Here is a 13,194-nt window from a genome sequence, read left to right as displayed (position 1 = left end):
GCAGGAACACGGGGAAACCCTCACCCGCCATTTCTACCAGCGCATGTTCGAGCACACTCCGGAAGTGCGCCCCTACTTCAATCCGGCGCATCAGCGGTCCGGGTCTCAGCAGCGCGCCCTGGCCGGCGCCATCTGTGCCTACGCCCAACACGTGGACAACCCGGCGGCGCTCACCGACGCGGTGGAGCTGATCGCGCAGAAGCATGTGTCGCTGGGGATTCGGCCGGAGCACTATCCGATCGTCGGCGAGAACCTGCTCGCTTCCATCAAGGAAGTGCTCGGCGACGCCGCCACCGACGACATCATCGACGCCTGGGCCGCGGCCTACGGTGCTCTGGCGGACATCTTCATCGGCCGTGAGGCGGACATTTATCACGAGCAGGAGCAGCGGTTCGGCTGGCAGGGCTTCAAGTCGTTCGTGGTGGCGCGCCGCGAACCGGAGAGTGACAACATCACCTCCTTCTACCTGCGCCCCGCCGACGGTGCCCCGTTGCACCCGCACAAGCCAGGCCAGTACATCACCGTGCGCGTGGATGTTCCCGGCGCCGGCCTGGTGATGCGCAACTACAGCCTGTCCAACGCGCCCGGCGACACGCACTACCGCATCAGCGTCAAGCGAGAAGCGGCGCCGGTGGACGGTGCCCCGGACGGGGTCTGCTCCAACCACCTGCACGCCAACCTGAAAGAGGGTGACCGCGTGGAGCTGGCGCCGCCGGCCGGGGAATTCGTGCTCGATACCCGGGAGCAGGAGGCGCCCATGGTGCTGATCGCCGGCGGTGTCGGCATCACGCCGCTGCTCTCCATGCTGCACCACGGCCTGGCGGAATCGCCGGCGGATCGTTCAATCACGCTGATCCAGGGCGCGCTGAACAGCCGGGTGCATCCGTTCCGCGAGGAAGTGCAGGCGCTGGCCGCCGCGCACCCCAACCTGCAAGTGCATGTACGCTACAGCGACCCGCTCGCCGGCGACGAACCGGGCCGGGGTTACCACAGTAACGGCCTTATCGATGAGGCGCTGCTCGACGCGCTCACCGTGGACGGCGCCCACTACTATCTGTGCGGGCCGGAACCCATGCTGCGCCACGTCCACGCGCTGCTAAGCCGGCGCGGCGTGCCGATGGAGAGGGTGCACTATGAGTTCTTCGGGCCGGCGGCGGCGCTGGCGGCCTGACCGCAGAACAGGTCATGCAGCACCTCGATAATGCGGGTCGCCCGGGTGCCCTGCAGGGAATAGTAGATCGTCTGGGCGTCGCGGCGGGTCTGCACCAGATCGTCGCGGCGCAGTACCGCCAGGTGCTGGGAGACCACTGACTGGCTGCCCGCCACCCGGGCGTTGATCTCGCCTACCGTCATCTCGCCCTCCACCAGCATGCAGAGAATCAGCAGGCGCTTCTCGTGGGACAACGACTTGAGCAGGCGGGCAGCGTCGGCGGCGTGCTCGGCCATCGCTTCGTCGGGCTTTGGGGGGCTGTTTTTAAGGCGTGTGTCGGTCATGGCATCGCTTCAATGATTTGACCTCAACATAGCATTAGAAAGATGTAATGTAAATTTCTCTATATTAGATTTGACTAATGAAAGGGCGCGGACTATAAAGACGGAAATGGATGTCACCCAGGAGGTTTTCATGGCAGCCGCGCAACGCCCCCAGGTTCGCTCCTTTCTTCACGAGCCCACCTCCACCTTTTCCTACGTGGTCTGGGACCCGGACACCCGCCGCGCCGCAGTGATCGATTCGGTGCTCGACTACGAAGCCGAGTCCGGACGGCTCGGCACCGATACCGCCGACGCACTGATCGGTTTCATCCGCGATCAGGGGCTGGAGGTGGAGTGGGTGCTGGAAACCCATGCCCACGCCGACCATCTGGCCGGCGGCGCCCATGTGCACCGGCAACTGGGCGGCACCACCGGCATTGGGGTCGGCATCCGTCAGGTGCAGAAGCACTTCAAGGAGGTCTACGGTTTTGAACGCGGCTTCCAGGCGGACGGCACGCCCTTCGAGCACCTGTTCGAGGATTTCGAACGCTTCCGGGTGGGCAATATCGAGGCCCGCGCCATCCCCACGCCCGGGCACACCTCGGACCATCTGACGTACCAGATCGGCGACGCTATCTTCGTCGGCGACACCCTGTTCATGCCCGATGGCGGTACCGCCCGCTGCGACTTTCCCGGCGGCAGCGCCCACACCCTGTATCAGTCGATCCAGCGGCTGTTCGAACTGCCCGACGACACCCGCCTGTTCGTGCTGCACGACTACCGGCCCGGTGGCCGCGACTACCGCAACGAAACCACCGTGGGCGACCAGAAACGGGACAATATTCATGTGGGCGGCGGCCGCTCCGAGGACGACTTCGTCAAGCTGCGTACCGAGCGCGATGCCACCCTCGGCCTGCCCGATCTGATTATCCCCTCGGTGCAGATCAACGTCCGCGCCGGCCACACCCCGCCCGCCGACGACAACGGCCGGCGCTACATCAAGGTGCCCCTGAACCACCCGGAAGGGTTCTCCCAGACCGCGCACGACGAGGAGCTGCCGGTATGACCATCGTGAACTTCACCCCCTGGGCCGGCCTGATCGGCGGTCTGCTGATCGGCGCCAGCGCCTCGCTGCTGCTGTGGCTCAACGGTCGCATCGCCGGCATCAGCGGCATCGTCGCCGGCGCTACTGTGGAGCCCGGCGGCGACAGAGCCTGGCGCTGGCTGTTTCTGGCCGGCCTGCTCGGCGGCGCCGCCCTGGCGTTCTGGCTGGTCCCCGGCAGTCTGGCCTTCCAGTCGGACATGCCCTGGCCGGTATTTCTGGTGGCCGGCCTGATCGTCGGTTTCGGCACCCGGCTGGGCAGCGGCTGCACCAGCGGCCACGGCGTCTGCGGCCTGGCCCGGCTGTCACCGCGCTCGCTGGCCTCGGTGGCCACCTTCATGGCCACCGGCATCCTCACCGTGTTCGTGATCCGACACCTTCTGGGAGTGGGCGCATGAAGAAGAATATCGCCGCGTTGATCGCTGGCCTGCTGTTCGGTCTCGGCCTGGCCATCTCGCAAATGACCAACCCGGCCAAGGTGCTCAACTTCCTGGACATCACCGGCACCTGGGACCCTACCCTGGCGTTCGTCATGGGCGGCGCCGTGCTGGTTACCCTGATCAGCTTCCGCTTTATCCTCAAACAGGACCGGCCGCTGTTCGAGGGTCAGTTTCATCTGCCCACCCGCAGCGATATCGATAGCCGCCTGCTCGGCGGCGCGGCCCTGTTCGGCATCGGCTGGGGCCTGGCCGGCTACTGCCCCGGCCCGGGCGTCGCCGCGCTGGCGATGGGGCTGTGGGAGCCGGTGTTGTTCGTGGTGGGCTTGCTGGTGGGGATGTGGGGGTTCCGGCGATTGCCGGCGTAGGGCCGCCGGCGATCACTCGATGTTCTGAATCTGCTCCCTCATCTGCTCGATCAGCACTTTCAGCTCCACCGCCGCGGCGGTGGTCTCGGCGTCCACGGACTTTGACGCCAGGGTGTTCGCTTCGCGGTTGAGTTCCTGCATCAGAAAGTCCAGACGGCGGCCCACCTGGCCGCCTTTTTCCACCACCCGGCGCACTTCGGCCACGTGGGTTTCCAGGCGGTCCAGTTCTTCGTCCACGTCCATCTTCTGGGCGGCCAGCACCAGTTCCTGCTCCAGGCGCTCCGGGTCGGGGCTCTCCACCGCCTCCTGGACACGCTGGCGCAGGCGGTCGCGCAGGGCCTCGCGGATCGCGGGCAGCGCCTGGCGGATGCGGGCCACCTGCTCGCGGACGCCGTCCCGGCGTTCGCGCACCATGCGCGCCAGCTGCTCGCCTTCGCGGTCGCGGGTGGCGATCAGGGCGTCCAGGGCTTCGTCCAGGGCGGCCAGGGCTTCCGCGTGCAGGGTGTCGGCGTCCACTTCACGGGTGGAGAGTACGCCGGGGAAGCGCAGGATTTCCAGCGGGTTCACTTTGCCGGCGTGACGCACCAGGTCGTCGACGCGGCGGGCCGCCTCGGCGAGGTGCTTGACCAGGTTCTCATTGAGCTCCAGTTCCGCTTCGCCTTCTTCGGTCTGGTAGCGCAGGGTGACGTCCACCTTGCCGCGGCCCAGCCGCTGGCGACAGCGTTCGCGCACGTCGTTCTCCAGGGCGCGCAGGCCCTCGGGCAGGCGCGGGCCCACTTCCAGGTAGCGGTGGTTCACCGAGCGGATTTCCCAGGCCAGGCTGGCGCCGGTGAGGTGGCGGTCGGCTCGGGCGAAGGCGGTCATGCTACGAATCATGGGCGTCCCTGGGGTGGTGGGTGAGTGCGGCGAAGTGGGGCTTAGTGTAGCGGGTCAAGCGACTGGAAGCATTCACCGGCGCCCCGCCTCGCGTTGATGGGCGGGGGTTCGCTACAATGGCGGGCCATTCGACCCCGAATCAAGGAGTTTTCATGCGCCCTTCCGGCCGCCAGCTCGACCAGATGCGCGACGTATCCTTCGTACGCGATTTCACCATGCACGCCGAAGGCAGCGTGCTGGTGTCCTTCGGCAATACCAAGGTGTTGTGCACCGCGTCCGTGGAGGATGGCGTGCCGCGTTTCCTCAAGGGCAAGGGCCAGGGCTGGATCACCGCCGAGTACGGCATGCTGCCCCGCTCCACACATACCCGCTCCGGCCGCGAGGCGGCGCGCGGCAAGCAGGGCGGCCGCACCCTGGAAATCCAGCGGCTGATCGGGCGCTCCCTGCGCGCCGCCGTGGACCTGAAGAAGCTGGGTGAGCACACCATCTATCTGGATTGCGACGTGATCCAGGCGGACGGCGGCACCCGCACCGCGTCGATCTCCGGCGCCTGCGTGGCGTTGGTGGACGCCTTCACCACGCTGCTGGAGCGCAAGCGCATCAAGGAAGACCCCCTCAACGGTCTGATTGCCTCGGTGTCGGTGGGGATTTATAAGGGAGAACCGGTGCTGGATCTGGATTATCCCGAAGATTCCAACGCCGACACGGACATGAACGTGGTAATGACCCAGCATGGTGGCTTCGTGGAGATTCAGGGCACCGCCGAGGGCGACGAGCCGTTCACCCGTCAGCAGTCCGATCAGTTGCTGGGCCTGGCCGAGAAAGGCATTGGTGAAATCGTCCGCAAGCAGCAGGAGGTGCTGGGCTGGTAAGCCCGGTGGGGAACAGAATGAAAAACTACAAGAAGCACTTTTTGCGCTTCGCCGAGGAGCGCCAGGCGCTGAAGTTCGGGGAGTTCACCCTGAAATCCGGGCGCATCAGCCCGTACTTTTTTAACGCCGGCACCTTTTACACCGGCGAGGCGCTGGCCCGGCTGGGCCGCTACTACGCCGACGCCATTGTCGAGTCGGGCATTGAGTTCGACATGCTGTTCGGCCCGGCCTACAAGGGTATTCCGCTGGTGGCGGCGGTGTCCGTGGCGCTCGCCGAGCACCACGGTCGGGACCTGCCCTGGGCGTTCAACCGCAAGGAAGCCAAGGACCACGGCGAAGGCGGCTGGCTGGTGGGCGCGCCGCTGGAGGGCCGCGCCCTGGTGATCGACGATGTGATCACCGCCGGCACCGCGATCCGCGAGGTGGCGGAGCTGTTCGAGCGCACCGAGGCGAGCATCGCCGGGGTGTTCGTGGCGGTGGACCGCCAGGAGCGCGGGAGCGGAGAGTCTTCAGCGCGTGGTAGAGAGCTGTCGGCGATCCAGGAAGTGCAGGAGAGCCTGGGCGTGCCGGTGCGCAGCATTGTCTCCATGTCGGACATCATCGTCTGGCTGGAAGAGCAGGAAGGGCGCGATGCGGATCGCGTGGCGCTCAAGCAGTACCGCAAGCGCTACGGCGTGGAGGGGTAACCGTGAGGTGGCTGCCGTGGGGGCTGGTGTTGGCGTTGTTGGCGCTGCCGGTGCTGACGCTGGCGGCCGCCAAGCAGAATGAACCCGCCGGTGAGGTGATGTACCGCTATACCAAGCCGGACGGCACCCTGGCGGTGAGCGCCACGCTCAACGAGCAGGCCATCCACGCCGGTTATCAGGTGCTCGACCATAACGGCCGCGTGCTGCGCCGCGAGCCGCCGGCGCCCCCGGAAGAACAGGCGCGCCGCCGCCAGGCGATGGCGGCCGAGCAGCAGGCGCAACGGCAGGCCGAGCGGGACAAGGAACTGGAGCGGCTCTACGCCGGGCCCGAGGACGCGGTGCGTGCCCGCGAGCGCCAGATCGAAGCGCTTGAGTTGCGCATCAGCTACGCCACCAACACCCTGGCGCAGCTGGAAGAGAAACGCGACCAGGAGGTCAGCCTGGCCGCCCGCGCCGAGCGCGCCGGCCGGCCGGTGCCGGAGGGCACCCGCCAGGCCATCGAAGAGTACCAGCGCCGCATGGCCCATGTGCGCCAGGAAATCGCCGGCTATGAGAAGGACAAGCAGGCGGTGCGCGAGCAGTACGCGCCGATTATTGAGCGGTTGGAGGAGCTGGCGGGCTCTTAATCGCGGAACACCGTGGGGGCGAGCAGCGCCCATTGCTCGGGCCAGTCCTGGCCGGGGCGGATCCTGAAACCGGAACGGACGAACTGGGCGATGCGCCCTTCCACCACCGCCAGCAGCAGGTTGGCGGTGATGGTGGGCGTGGCCGCGGTGCGCTTGCCTTCCTTGAACTCGGCGTCACGGACCACTTGCTTGAGCTGGCTTTCCACCCGGTCGTAGAACTGCTGGATGCGCCGATGCAGGCGCTCGTTCTCGCCGGTGAGGGCGTCGCCGGTGAGCAACCGGGTGATGCCCGGGTTGCGCTCGGTGAACGCCAGGATCAGCGTGAGAATCTGCTCCACCTGGGTGAGCGCGTCCCCTTCGCCGGTGATGCGGTTAATGCGTGAGAAGATCGCCTCTTCGATGAAGTCGATGAGCCCCTCGAACATCTTTGCCTTGCTCGGAAAATGCCGATACAGCGCGGCTTCGGACACCCCCACTTCCCGGGCCAGGCCGGCGGTGGTGATCCGCCCGCCGGGTTCCGCTTCCAGCATGTGCGCCAGGGCCTGCAGGATTTGCTCCTTTCTGGACGGAGTCTGTTCTGTCATGCGTTGTTCCCGTTTTAGGCGTTTTTAGTTTTTGCTGATCAATGCTTGCTGATCAGAGTACCGACCCCCTTGTCGGTAAGAATCTCCAGCAACACCGCGTGGGCCACCCGGCCATCGATGATGTGCGAGGTGTGCACGCCGTTCTCCACCGCTTCCAGGGCGCAGCGGATCTTCGGCAGCATGCCGCCGTGGATGGTGCCGTCCTTGATCAGCGCGTTGACCCGGTCCGCCGTGAGGCCGGTGAGCACGCGGCCTTCCTTGTCCTTGAGGCCGGCCACGTTGGTGAGCAGGATCAGCTTCTCGGCGCGCAGCACTTCCGCCACCTTGCCCGCCACCAGGTCGGCGTTGATGTTGTAGCTGGTGCCGTCCTCGTCGACGCCGATCGGCGCGATCACCGGAATGAAGTCGCTGCCGCCGAGCAGGTCGAGCACCTTGGTGTCGATGCCCTGCACCTCGCCCACATGGCCGATGTCGATGATTTCCGAAGCCTGCAGCTCCGGGTCGTCGGCGTCCAGGTTCTTGAGCAGCATCTTGCGCGCCTTGATCAGGCGGCCATCCTTGCCGGTCAGGCCCACCGCCTGGCCGCCGTTGTGCTGGATCAGGTTGACGATGTCCTTGTTGACCAGGCCGCCGAGCACCATCTGCACCACGTCCATGGTTTCCCGGTCGGTGACGCGCATGCCCTGCACGAACTTGCTCTCCTTGCCGAGACGGTTAAGCAGATCGCCGATCTGCGGGCCGCCGCCGTGGACGATCACCGGATTGATGCCGACCTGCTTCATCATCACCACGTCGCGGGCGAAGCTGTTCTTCAGCTCGTCGTTTTCCATGGCGTTGCCGCCGTATTTGATCACCACGGTGGTGCCGGCGAAGCGCTGAATATAAGGCAGCGCTTCAATCAGAACGCGGGCGGTTTCCTGGGCGCTCTTGGTGTCCATGTCTGCTTTCTCCAACCGGTCAAAAAGTATCCGTGTAAGGGGCGAACGCCTCGGCGCTGTTGCCCGCCTGCAGGGAGAGTACCTCCAAAAGTCGGGCGGCGGCGTAGAGGGCATCGCTGAATCCGTACCAGCGGTCGGCGAAGAATATATGCCCGTTCGCCTCTCCCGCCAGGGGCACGGCCAATTCTTTCATGCGCGCCCGCAGGCGGGCCGGGCCGCCGTCGTCCATCACCGGCCGGCCGCCCTGCTTGCGGATCAGGTCGGCCAGCGCCTGATTATCGGTCATGTTGAACAGCACATCGGCGCCCGGATTGCGCTCCAGCAGATCCCGGGCCAGCAGCATCAACAGCCGGTCGGCGGCGATCAGGCGGCCGTCGCTGGCGACCAGGGAAAGGCCGCCGCCGGCGTCGAACGCCAGGCCCAGATTCAGGTTTTGCTCGCCCACCGTGCGGGCGAGGGCGTCCACGTCGGTGCCCTCCACGGCGACCACCTTGCAGCCCAGCTCGCCGAGCAGCCGTGGCGCCAGGCCGGCGGTGGCGCCGGTGCCCTGCACCGCCACCGACATCGGGCGCGCGAGAATAATGTCGTCCGCCACGGCGTTCAGATAGCGGTCGTTGAGGTCGCGCTGTTCCCGTTCACCGCTGCCCTCATCCAGATTCCGTGCCAGCAGCCGATCACGCAGGGTGAGCAGCCGGTCACCGTGGAGCAGCTCGCTGTTGATGACCACGTCCAGAGCCCGCTGGTCGCCGTCGCCGGTGAGGCAGACGCCGCTCTGGCTTTCCAAGACTTCGGTGGCGTAATGGAGCACCGCCGGCGGGGCCTCGCCAAGATCCACCACCTGGCGTCCGCTGGCCATCAGGCCGTCGATCAGCGCCGCCTTGGCGTCGGCCTCGCCCGTGCAGACCACAAACAGGGTGTGCTGACCGGCCGCGCCCGCTTCGCTGCCGATCGCCCGGCCGAGCTGCTCCAGGGCGGTGCTGTCCAGGGGCGCGTCGTCGGTGGCGCGAATGCCGTCGGGGCCGAACAGCGCTTGCGGCGGGGCGGGGCCGGGTTCCGGCTCGGTCTGTGTTTGCGGCTCCGGCTCCGGTTCCGGGGCCGGTGGCAGGGACGACGCCGCCGGCGCCGCGGGACGCGCGGGCGCGCTGTCCGGGCGGCGAACGGCGCTGGCCGCCGGCGCGGGCTGTCGCCGGGCGAACACCGCGTAGATCACCAGCAGTATCAGTGCCGCGCTGATGCCTGCGGGCAACAACAGGCTTTGCCAGGACGGCGGCGCGGGGGGCACCGCCAGGGTCAGGTTGAAGGGGCCGCCCCGGGCGCTGGCGGTGGCGCTGGCGCCCCCGGTCTGGCCGCGGCGGATCAGGGTCAGGTCGCCCTGGCTCAGTGTCAGGGCGCTGCCTTGGGGCAGGCGTTGATCGAGGCTGCGCAGCCAGGGTCTCAGGTCGTGTTCCAGGATCATGGCGCCGCCGGGTGTGGTGCGTGCCATCAGCAACGCCGGCTGTTCACCGCCCTTGCTGGAGACCACCACTTCCCCCCGTTCGCGCAGGTTGTGCAGCAGTTCGCGCAGGGTGAACGACAGCCGCTCCTCACCGGGGTGCCCGTCGGGGATGCGCAGTTGGCGGGTGTTGTCCCGCCAGGGGGTCGGTGTCAGGGGCTGGTCGAAGGTCGGTGCGGGCGAATCCGGGCGTCCGGCGAGTTGTTCCAGTTGCTCGCGGCGGCGGTTCACGCGCTGGCCGAGTTCCCCGGCCAGGCTGTTGGCCAGGCGCCGGGCCTGATCCGCGGCCGCGGTCTGCGCCTGATCGTGCTGATGCTGGTGCCACAAAGCGGCGCCGGCGCCGACCAGCACCAGGCCCAGCAGTGCGAGCAGCCATGCCGGCCTGGTCAGAACCTTGTGTTCGTTCCCCATTCGTTCCCCCCCTAGCCGTCCCGTCGCCGTTCTGTGGTCGCGGCGTTTCGGTGAGGCCCGTGGTGCTTACTGGCGGCCGCTGTGGCCGAAGCCGCCCTCGCCGCGGGCACTGTCGTCGAACTCATCCACCTGCGTCAGCGACACCTGCATCACCGGCACGATCACCAGCTGCGCGATGCGCTCCCCCGGCTCGATGGTGAAAGCGCTGTTGCCCCGGTTCCAGCAGGACACCATCAACTGGCCCTGGTAGTCCGAGTCGATCAGCCCCACCAGGTTGCCGAGCACGATGCCGTGCTTATGGCCCAGCCCGGAACGCGGCAGGATCATCCCCGCATAGCCGGCGTCGCCGATATGGATGGACAGCCCGGTGGGCAGCAGCTCGGTGTCTCCGGGGTTCAGGGTCAGCGGCGCCTCCACCATGGCGCGCAGGTCGAGGCCGGCGGAGCCGTCGGTGGCGTAGGCGGGCAGGGGAAACTGGTCGCCCAGGCGGGCATCAAGAAGCCGGTATTGCAGTTGCATTGATGGTCTCAGCGGTCAGTGGTTTTTCAGCTCTGGCGGATCGCGATCAGCTCGATCAGTTGTTTGGCGATCTGTGCCTTGGAGGCCAGCGGCAGCACCTTGTGCCCGCCCGGCCAGATCACCGTGAGGGCGTTATTGTCGCTGTTGAAGCCCACATTGGTGCCGGACACGTCGTTGGTGGCGATCATATCCAGTTTTTTGCTCTTCAGCTTGCCCTGGGCGTATTCAATCACATCCTGGGTTTCCGCCGCGAAGCCCACGGTGAAGGGCCGTTTGGCGTGGCTGGCCACGGCGGCGATGATGTCCGGGTTCTTCACCAGGGTGAGGTGGATCTCCTCGGTGGATTTCTTGATCTTGTGGTCGGCGGTCACCGTGGGCCGGTAATCCGCCACGGCGGCGGTGGCGATAAAGATGTCGCAGCCCTCCTCCACCGCCTTGAGGCTGGCCTCGTGCATGTCTTCGGCGCGGACCACGTCGATGCGGTTGACCCGGTTGGGGGTGTCCAGGGCCACAGGGCCGGCGATCAGGGTCACGCGCGCCCCCGCTTCGGCGGCGGCCTGGGCCAGCGCGAAGCCCATTTTCCCGGAGCTCTTGTTGGTCAGGTAGCGCACCGGGTCGATCGGCTCCCGGGTGGGGCCGGCGGTGATCACCAGATGTTTGCCGGTGAGCAGTTCGTAATCGAACACTTCCGCGGCCTGCTGAATGATCTCCGCCGGGTCCTGCATGCGCCCCGGGCCCACTTCGCCGCAGGCCTGGCTGCCGGCGCCGGGGCCGAAGATATGGATGCCCTTCTCCTGCAGGATCAGCTGGTTCTTCTGGGTCGCCTGATCCGCCCACATTTGCTGGTTCATGGCCGGGGCGACCGCCACCGGGGCGCCGGTGGCCAGGCACAGGGTGGCGAGCAGGTCGTTGCCGTGGCCGTAGGCCAGGCGGGCGAGGAAATCCGCCGAGGCCGGAGCGATCAGCACCAGGTCCGCCCAGCGGGCCAGCTCGATGTGCCCCATGGCGGCCTCGGCGCGCGGGTCCAGCAGATCGGTGTGCACCGGGTGCCCGGACAGCGCCTGCATGGTAAGCGGCGTGATGAACTCGCAGGCGCCCTGCGTCATGACCACGCGTACTTCGGCGCCGGCGTCCTGCAGCCGGCGGACCAGATCCGCGCTCTTGTAGGCGGCAATGCCTCCGGTGACACCGAGGAGGATCCGTTTATTGACCAGTCGCTGCATGCTGTCATTCCGTACAGTATTTTGGGCTGTGGCTGACACAAACCATGGTGGATGTCGTCTGCCCTCGCCCCGGGGGGTTGTGCAGACTAGGGGCGTCATAGGGTAGCACCAAGGTATGAGCAAACACAGGGAGGTGAGTATGGCGATCAGCGACTGGCCGAAACAGGAACGGCCCCGGGAAAAGCTGCTGGGGCGGGGCGCGGGCGCGCTCAGCGACGCGGAACTGCTGGCGATCTTTCTGCGCACCGGCAGCCGGGGCAGAACCGCCGTCGACGTGGGCCGCGACATTCTCGACCGCAGCGGCGGCCTGCGCGGGCTGCTGGATCTGACGCCCAAGCGCATGGCGCGTCTGCCGGGCATGGCGGATTCCCGCTGTGCCCAGGTGCTGGCGGCTCTGGAGATGGGGCGGCGCTACCTGGCCACGGAGCTGGAGCGGGGCTTCAGCCTGGACAACCCGGAGCCGGCGGCGCGGTTGTTGACCGCCGAACTGCGCGGTGAGCCCTGCGAGGTGTTCGCGGTGCTGTTCCTGGATAACAAGCACCGGGTGATCGGCTTCGAGAAGATGTTCTACGGCACCGTGGACGGCGCCGCCGTCTATCCCCGGGAGGTGGTCCGCCGGGCGCTGGAATACAACGCCGCCAGTGTGATCGTGGCCCATAATCACCCCTCCGGGGTGGCCGAGCCAAGCCAGGCGGATCGCGACGTCACCGAGCGGCTGCGCCGGGCGCTGGATCTGATCGACGTGCGCATCCTCGACCATCTGGTGATCGGCGACGGCCATTGGGAGTCGTTCAGCCGCCGCGGCTGGGTGTGATATTTGCCGGTAAACACCGGAATGGCTTGATCCCCACCCCGGGTTTTGGTATAAAACGCGCCTTTTCCGGGGCTGCCCCGCCCCAATTGTGTTGCATCACGGGAGCAAGATCATGTCCAAAGTTTGCCAGGTAACCGGGAAGCGGCCGGTAACGGGCCACCACGTGTCCCACTCGAACATCAAGACCAAGCGTCGTTTCGAGCCGAATCTCCACTATCATCGCTTTTGGGTGGAGAGCGAAAAGCGCTTCGTGCGCCTGCGTGTGTCCTCCAAAGGGATGCGTATCATTGACAAGAAGGGTATCGACTCCGTGTTGGCCGATATCCGCAGCCGCGGCGCGCGCGCCTGAGCCCAAGGAGCTGAATCATGGCATCTGGTCCGATTCGTGAAAAAATTCGTCTGGTCTCCTCAGCGGGCACCGGGCACTTTTACACCACCGCCAAGAACAAGCGTCTGCATCCCGAAAAGATGGAGACCAAGAAGTTTGATCCCGTGGTCCGCAAGCACGTGATCTACAAGGAAGCCAAGATCAAGTAAGCGTCCTGCCTGGCAAGGGACAACGAAAACCCGGTGTGGCTGATGGTCACACCGGGTTTTTTTATGCCCGTCAATAACAATAAATTTCATAACAGTGCAAAGTTGGTCTTTTTGTGCGAGTAGCAAAAGACGCATACTGGCATAACGATGTTACGCCGCCGTAAAGGTGGAAACGTAACGATAAAGGCGGTAACAAAAGAATAAGAACAACCGGTCATCGCTTTCATTGCACCGGA

The 13,194-nt window shown here is 66.3% G+C and carries 17 protein-coding genes; 10 read left to right on the top strand and 7 right to left on the bottom strand.

Annotated elements, in window-relative coordinates; all coding sequences use genetic code 11:
• The coding region (gene hmpA, locus ACEQZD_RS08745; protein ID WP_370185003.1) for an NO-inducible flavohemoprotein at positions 1–1,171 on the top strand (1,171 nt) is incomplete at its 5' end.
• Here the strand turns inward: hmpA and ACEQZD_RS08740 are convergent.
• Positions 1,132–1,494: a metalloregulator ArsR/SmtB family transcription factor gene (locus ACEQZD_RS08740; protein ID WP_335628328.1), complete on the bottom strand. Its 363-nt coding sequence runs from the start codon at positions 1,492–1,494 to the stop codon at positions 1,132–1,134. The genes hmpA and ACEQZD_RS08740 overlap by 40 nt on opposite strands.
• 130 nt (positions 1,495–1,624) lie before the next feature.
• Here ACEQZD_RS08740 and ACEQZD_RS08735 point away from each other — a divergent pair, with 130 nt between their 5' ends.
• From ACEQZD_RS08735 to ACEQZD_RS08725, 3 genes are read left to right on the top strand one after another with little or no spacing between them, the layout of a single operon-like run.
• Complete coding sequence (locus ACEQZD_RS08735) at positions 1,625–2,539, top strand: MBL fold metallo-hydrolase (RefSeq protein WP_370185000.1); 915 nt, start codon at positions 1,625–1,627, stop codon at positions 2,537–2,539.
• Positions 2,536–2,973 carry a YeeE/YedE family protein gene (locus tag ACEQZD_RS08730; protein ID WP_185956864.1) on the top strand — a complete coding sequence of 146 codons (438 nt, stop codon included), beginning with the start codon at positions 2,536–2,538 and terminating at the stop codon, positions 2,971–2,973. Before ACEQZD_RS08735 ends, ACEQZD_RS08730 begins: the two co-directional genes overlap by 4 nt.
• Positions 2,970–3,380, top strand: coding sequence for a DUF6691 family protein (locus tag ACEQZD_RS08725; protein ID WP_370184998.1), 411 nt, complete (start codon positions 2,970–2,972; stop codon positions 3,378–3,380). The genes ACEQZD_RS08730 and ACEQZD_RS08725 overlap by 4 nt, the downstream gene beginning before the upstream one ends.
• Positions 3,381–3,392: 12 nt before the next feature.
• On the opposite strand, the gene ACEQZD_RS08720 is transcribed toward ACEQZD_RS08725, so the two are convergent.
• Positions 3,393–4,256, bottom strand: coding sequence for a YicC/YloC family endoribonuclease (locus ACEQZD_RS08720; RefSeq protein ID WP_370184996.1), 864 nt, complete (start codon positions 4,254–4,256; stop codon positions 3,393–3,395).
• Between the two features lie 152 nt (positions 4,257–4,408).
• On the opposite strand from ACEQZD_RS08720, the gene rph reads away from it, so the two are divergent.
• Genes rph through ACEQZD_RS08705 form a run of 3 tightly spaced genes read left to right on the top strand, consistent with a single transcriptional unit; the run spans position 4,409 to position 6,440 of the window.
• Positions 4,409–5,128: a ribonuclease PH gene (rph, locus tag ACEQZD_RS08715; RefSeq protein ID WP_142947816.1), complete on the top strand. Its 720-nt coding sequence runs from the start codon at positions 4,409–4,411 to the stop codon at positions 5,126–5,128.
• A 17-nt stretch (positions 5,129–5,145) separates the two neighbouring features.
• Positions 5,146–5,814, top strand: a complete 669-nt coding sequence (pyrE, locus tag ACEQZD_RS08710; protein WP_142947815.1) for an orotate phosphoribosyltransferase — start codon at positions 5,146–5,148, stop codon at positions 5,812–5,814.
• 2 nt (positions 5,815–5,816) lie between these two features.
• Positions 5,817–6,440 (top strand): hypothetical protein, encoded by a 624-nt coding sequence (locus ACEQZD_RS08705; RefSeq protein WP_335628332.1) that lies wholly within the window; start codon positions 5,817–5,819, stop codon positions 6,438–6,440.
• On the opposite strand, the gene slmA is transcribed toward ACEQZD_RS08705, so the two are convergent.
• The 5 genes from slmA to coaBC form a co-directional block, all read right to left on the bottom strand.
• Entirely contained in the window at positions 6,437–7,024 is a 588-nt protein-coding gene (gene slmA / locus ACEQZD_RS08700; RefSeq protein WP_142947813.1) for a nucleoid occlusion factor SlmA, read from the bottom strand. The two genes, ACEQZD_RS08705 and slmA, sit on opposite strands and share 4 nt — an antisense overlap.
• Positions 7,025–7,062: 38 nt before the next feature.
• The gene (argB, locus tag ACEQZD_RS08695; RefSeq protein WP_335628333.1) at positions 7,063–7,962 is read right to left on the bottom strand and encodes an acetylglutamate kinase; all 900 of its coding nucleotides are present in this window, start codon (positions 7,960–7,962) and stop codon (positions 7,063–7,065) included.
• A 19-nt stretch (positions 7,963–7,981) separates the two neighbouring features.
• Positions 7,982–9,865: a hypothetical protein gene (locus ACEQZD_RS08690; protein WP_370184993.1), complete on the bottom strand. Its 1,884-nt coding sequence runs from the start codon at positions 9,863–9,865 to the stop codon at positions 7,982–7,984.
• Between the two features lie 66 nt (positions 9,866–9,931).
• A complete protein-coding gene (gene dut / locus ACEQZD_RS08685; protein WP_142947810.1) occupies positions 9,932–10,384 on the bottom strand; it encodes a dUTP diphosphatase in 453 nt (150 codons plus the stop codon).
• A gap of 26 nt (positions 10,385–10,410) precedes the next feature.
• The gene (gene coaBC / locus ACEQZD_RS08680; protein ID WP_142947809.1) at positions 10,411–11,607 is read right to left on the bottom strand and encodes a bifunctional phosphopantothenoylcysteine decarboxylase/phosphopantothenate--cysteine ligase CoaBC; all 1,197 of its coding nucleotides are present in this window, start codon (positions 11,605–11,607) and stop codon (positions 10,411–10,413) included.
• Positions 11,608–11,746: 139 nt separating this feature from the next.
• Between coaBC and radC the strand changes: the two genes are divergently transcribed.
• The 3 genes from radC (at position 11,747) to rpmG (ending at position 12,958) form a co-directional block, all read left to right on the top strand.
• Complete coding sequence (gene radC, locus ACEQZD_RS08675) at positions 11,747–12,421, top strand: DNA repair protein RadC (RefSeq protein WP_142947808.1); 675 nt, start codon at positions 11,747–11,749, stop codon at positions 12,419–12,421.
• 112 nt (positions 12,422–12,533) lie between these two features.
• Positions 12,534–12,770 carry a 50S ribosomal protein L28 gene (gene rpmB / locus ACEQZD_RS08670; protein ID WP_214012710.1) on the top strand — a complete coding sequence of 79 codons (237 nt, stop codon included), beginning with the start codon at positions 12,534–12,536 and terminating at the stop codon, positions 12,768–12,770.
• 17 nt (positions 12,771–12,787) lie between these two features.
• The gene (rpmG, locus tag ACEQZD_RS08665; RefSeq protein ID WP_067609584.1) at positions 12,788–12,958 is read left to right on the top strand and encodes a 50S ribosomal protein L33; all 171 of its coding nucleotides are present in this window, start codon (positions 12,788–12,790) and stop codon (positions 12,956–12,958) included.
• Positions 12,959–13,194: the final 236 nt, after the last annotated feature.

Source organism: Alloalcanivorax sp. (assembly GCF_964221125.1).
Taxonomy (GTDB): domain Bacteria; phylum Pseudomonadota; class Gammaproteobacteria; order Pseudomonadales; family Alcanivoracaceae; genus Alloalcanivorax; species Alloalcanivorax venustensis.
Note: the sequence above shows the minus strand (reverse complement) of the source record. Positions and strands in the feature narration are given on the sequence as shown.

Bases quoted from the DNA above. Each gene is read 5' to 3' on its own strand.
- ACEQZD_RS08740 (WP_335628328.1), bottom strand. From the start codon at position 1,494: ATGACCGACACACGCCTTAAAAACAGCCCCCCAAAGCCCGACGAAGCG.
- ACEQZD_RS08735 (WP_370185000.1), top strand. From the start codon at position 1,625: ATGGCAGCCGCGCAACGCCCCCAGGTTCGCTCCTTTCTTCACGAGCCC.
- ACEQZD_RS08730 (WP_185956864.1), top strand. From the start codon at position 2,536: ATGACCATCGTGAACTTCACCCCCTGGGCCGGCCTGATCGGCGGTCTG.
- ACEQZD_RS08725 (WP_370184998.1), top strand. From the start codon at position 2,970: ATGAAGAAGAATATCGCCGCGTTGATCGCTGGCCTGCTGTTCGGTCTC.
- ACEQZD_RS08720 (WP_370184996.1), bottom strand. From the start codon at position 4,256: ATGATTCGTAGCATGACCGCCTTCGCCCGAGCCGACCGCCACCTCACC.
- rph (WP_142947816.1), top strand. From the start codon at position 4,409: ATGCGCCCTTCCGGCCGCCAGCTCGACCAGATGCGCGACGTATCCTTC.
- pyrE (WP_142947815.1), top strand. From the start codon at position 5,146: ATGAAAAACTACAAGAAGCACTTTTTGCGCTTCGCCGAGGAGCGCCAG.
- slmA (WP_142947813.1), bottom strand. From the start codon at position 7,024: ATGACAGAACAGACTCCGTCCAGAAAGGAGCAAATCCTGCAGGCCCTG.
- argB (WP_335628333.1), bottom strand. From the start codon at position 7,962: ATGGACACCAAGAGCGCCCAGGAAACCGCCCGCGTTCTGATTGAAGCG.
- ACEQZD_RS08690 (WP_370184993.1), bottom strand. From the start codon at position 9,865: ATGGGGAACGAACACAAGGTTCTGACCAGGCCGGCATGGCTGCTCGCA.
- dut (WP_142947810.1), bottom strand. From the start codon at position 10,384: ATGCAACTGCAATACCGGCTTCTTGATGCCCGCCTGGGCGACCAGTTT.
- coaBC (WP_142947809.1), bottom strand. From the start codon at position 11,607: ATGCAGCGACTGGTCAATAAACGGATCCTCCTCGGTGTCACCGGAGGC.
- radC (WP_142947808.1), top strand. From the start codon at position 11,747: ATGGCGATCAGCGACTGGCCGAAACAGGAACGGCCCCGGGAAAAGCTG.
- rpmB (WP_214012710.1), top strand. From the start codon at position 12,534: ATGTCCAAAGTTTGCCAGGTAACCGGGAAGCGGCCGGTAACGGGCCAC.
- rpmG (WP_067609584.1), top strand. From the start codon at position 12,788: ATGGCATCTGGTCCGATTCGTGAAAAAATTCGTCTGGTCTCCTCAGCG.